The organism is Agrococcus jejuensis (genome assembly GCF_007679035.1).
Lineage (GTDB): Bacteria > Actinomycetota > Actinomycetes > Actinomycetales > Microbacteriaceae > Agrococcus > Agrococcus jejuensis_A.
Window position 1 is genome coordinate 1 of the sequence record NZ_VEFR01000011.1, and the last position, 3,341, is coordinate 3,341.

General features: G+C 74.1%; 3 protein-coding genes. 1 reads left to right on the forward strand and 2 read right to left on the reverse strand.

What is annotated here, in order from left to right; genetic code table 11:
* Nucleotides 1-461 precede the first annotated feature (461 nt).
* Both FS793_RS15860 and FS793_RS15865 read right to left on the reverse strand, forming a co-directional pair.
* Nucleotides 462-1,448 (reverse strand): HAD-IIA family hydrolase, encoded by a 987-nt coding sequence (locus FS793_RS15860; protein WP_144722135.1) that lies wholly within the window; start codon nt 1,446-1,448, stop codon nt 462-464.
* Nucleotides 1,445-2,758 carry a hypothetical protein gene (locus tag FS793_RS15865; protein ID WP_186329569.1) on the reverse strand — a complete coding sequence of 438 codons (1,314 nt, stop codon included), beginning with the start codon at nt 2,756-2,758 and terminating at the stop codon, nt 1,445-1,447. Before FS793_RS15865 ends, FS793_RS15860 begins: the two co-directional genes overlap by 4 nt.
* Here FS793_RS15865 and FS793_RS16350 point away from each other — a divergent pair.
* Nucleotides 2,708-3,341, forward strand: a 634-nt coding sequence (locus FS793_RS16350; RefSeq protein ID WP_222123785.1) for a hypothetical protein, incomplete at its 3' end; no start/stop codon positions are given. The genes FS793_RS15865 and FS793_RS16350 overlap by 51 nt on opposite strands.

The window sequence follows — 3,341 nt, forward strand, 5'->3', positions numbered from 1 at the left end:
CCCTCCCGGGATTGCATCGAGGCCCTGCTGTTCGCCACGCGACTCTCCGCGAGATGGCAACCTGAAGAGGCTACCACGCGAACCTCGCCGAAGCGAAGCCGGCGTGTCGCGCTCGTCGGATCCAGGATCCGACGAGAGGCGACGCACGTCGTGTGGCACTCCCCTGCGTCGAGCCAGGGCCGCGGTACGAGACCGGACTGCTGGAGACTCCAGAGGAGGTGGCCCCCGCTTGAGGTCCTGGCCCCTTCCGGGCCGGGCACCTTTGGGGTGACGAGTTAGAACACTACGGTGCCGACCGGCCACTCCCCCAATCGGGCGCATCCCGGGCGTGTCGCGACGGGGCGGGACGCAGCTCGGCGAGGGCTGCGACGGTGCGGGCGCGGTCCGGGCGGATGCCAGCGAACCCCGCACTCGGCGGGGTTCGTCGGCGGCTGGTGCGCCGGTGGTGGGCGATCGGCGCGTCAGTCGAAGAGCGCGGGATCGATGCGCAGCGCCGCCGGACCGAACTCGGCGGAGGCGACGAGGTGCAGCGCTGCGCGCAGGGTGTCGGCGCCCTCGCCGGCGCGCACGAGCGTCAGCTCGGCGCCGAGGCGCCGCACGGCAGCGCGACCGACCTCCGCGTAGGTCGCCCCCGTCGAACGCTCGAACGTCTCGCGCGTCTCGGGGTACTCCGTGTGCAGCTCGCGAAGGTCCGCGATCACGTGCGTCGGGCGATCCTCGGGGATCGCGGTCAGCACCGTGCGCGCCCGGTCGATGCCCGTGAGCACGAGCACGCTCGGGATGCCGGTGCGGTTCGCGCCGCGGATGTCGGTGTCGAGGCGATCGCCGACCATGATCGCCGTGCGCGCGCCGACGCGCTCCATCGCCGCCGTGAAGATCGGCGTCTCGGGCTTGCCCGCGACCTCGGGCATGCGCCCGACGGCCGTGTGCACCGCGGACACGAGCGTGCCGTTGCCCGGAGCGATGCCGCCGGCCTGCGGGATCGTCCAGTCCATGTTCGTCGCGACCCACGGGATGCCCGTGTGCAGCGCGAACGTCGCCTCGGCGAGGTCCTTCCAGCCGACCGTCGGCGCGAAGCCCTGGATCACCGCGACGGGATGCTCGGCCGCAGTGCGCACGACGCGGTAGCCGCGCGCCTCGAGCTCGACCGTGATGCCGTCGCCGCCGACCACGAGGATCGGGTCGCCGGGCTTCGCGTGCCTCGCGATGAGCGGCATCGCCGCCTGCGGACTCGTGACGACCTGCTCGGGCGTCGTCGCGATGCCGAGCTCGCCGAGGTGCGCCGCGACCTGCGCATCGGTGCGCGACGCGTTGTTCGTCAGGTACAGCACAGGCTGGGTGATCGCCGCGATCGACTCGACCGCGTGCGGGATCGCCGCGGGCCCGGCGTAGACGACGCCGTCGAGGTCGAAGAGCACGGCGTCGGCGCCGTCGAGCAGCGTGGTCATGCGCGCGGAGCCTCGTCGTCGGACGCGCCGGCCTCGGTCGCGTCGGCCTCGTGCGCGGGCGCGTCGGGCGTCGCGTCGGTCGACTGCGCCGCCGCGGACTCGGCGACGTCGCGCGCGGACTCCCCCGCGTCCTCGGGCTCGATGGCGAAGAGCGCGTCGTGGTCCGACGAGGCCTCGTCGACGGCGGGGGCCACCTGGCTCGCGTCGTCGGTCGTGTCCGCGACGCCGGCGAGCAGCGCCTCGACCTCGGCCTCGATGGCGGCAGCCGACGTGTCCACGGGCGCCGACTCCTCCGGCGTCGCAGCGTCGACCTCGTCGCGGACGCCGTCGGCGTCGTCGACCGGCTCGAGCGCGTCGGGCTCCGGTGCGTCGACCGACTCCGGCGCGGACGCGGCGTCGGCCACGCCCTCGGCGTCGTCGGCGAGCGCCGCGTCGTCCGCAGCCTCGAGGTCGTCGACAGGCTCAGCGTCGTCGGCAGCCTCTGCGTCATCGACAGCCTCTGCGTCATCGACAGCCTCTGCGTCGTCCGCGGCCTCAGCGTCGTCCGCGGCCTCAGCGTCGTCCGCGGCCTCAGCGTCGTCCGCGGCCTCGTCGGTCGCGGTCCCGGACCCGTCGGACACGACGCCCTCGGCGTCGTCATCCTGCTCGTCCGCATCCACTTCGACGTCATCGGCGGCGTCGTCGACGTCGATCCACTCCTCCGAGACGCGCACGGTCTCGGCGTCGCCCGGATCCGCGGCTGCCTGCAGCGCGTCGATGGCGCGCTCGGCGAGCTCGTGCCACTCGGCAGCCTCGTCGGCCTTGCCGAGATCCTCGAGCACCGTCGCGAACGCGGCGAACAGCGCCGGGCTGTACGAATGTGCCACGTCGCGCTGCAGCTCGGGGATGCGCAGCTCGTCGAGCGCCGCCTGGGTCTGGCCGAGGTCGAGGCGGGCGCCCGAGCGCGCGATCGCGAGCTCGACCCGCACCGGCGTCGGCAGCGAGGCGGCGTCGACGCTGCGGGAGAGCTCGAGCGCCTTCTCCGGGCGGCCGAGGCCTCGCTCGCAGTCGACCATGAGGGGCAGCTGCTCGTCGCTCCCCGTGATCCGTCGGAACGTGCGCAGCTCGCGCAGCGCGAGCCCGAAGTCGCCGAGCTGGTAGGCGGTGATCGCGAGCGTCTCGCGCACGACGCCGATGCGTCCGGCGCGACGCGACGCGGCGAGGGCGTGCTGGTGGGCCGCCTGCGGATCGTCGTCGATGAGGTTCGCGACCATGGCGAGGTGCCGCGCGACGACGTCGGCGTTGTCCTTGTCGAGCGTCTTCAGCTGCATGCGTGCCTCGCCGGCGAGGTCGCTGGCCTCGACGTCGGCGGGCAGCAGCGGTGCATCGAAGTCGTCGCGCACCTGACGGAAGCTCTCGCCGGTGCCGGTGCCGCGGGAGCCGTGCTCCTCGCGACCCTCGCGCGCCGGGGCACGACGGGGCCGGTCGTCGCCGCCGCGGCCTGCTCGGTCATCGCGCTGGAACGGACGACGCTCGCCGTCGCGCTGCGGACGACGGTCGTCGTCGCGGCGCGGGGCGCGGTCGTCGCGCTGGAAGGGACGACGGTCACCGTCGCGCTGGGGACGGTCGAACGAGCGACGCTCCCCATCACGCTGCGGACGACGGTCGTCATCGCGGCGCGGGGCACGATCGTCGCGCTGGAACGGACGACGCTCCCCGTCGCGCTGCGGACGGTCGAACGAGCGACGCTCCCCATCACGCTGCGGACGACGGTCATCGTCGCGGCGCGGGCCACGGTCATCGCGCTGGAACGGACGACGCTCGCCGTCACGCTGGGGACGACGGTCATCGTCGCGGCGCGGGGCACGATCGTCGCGCTGGAACGGACGACGCTCCCCGTCGCGCTGCGGACGG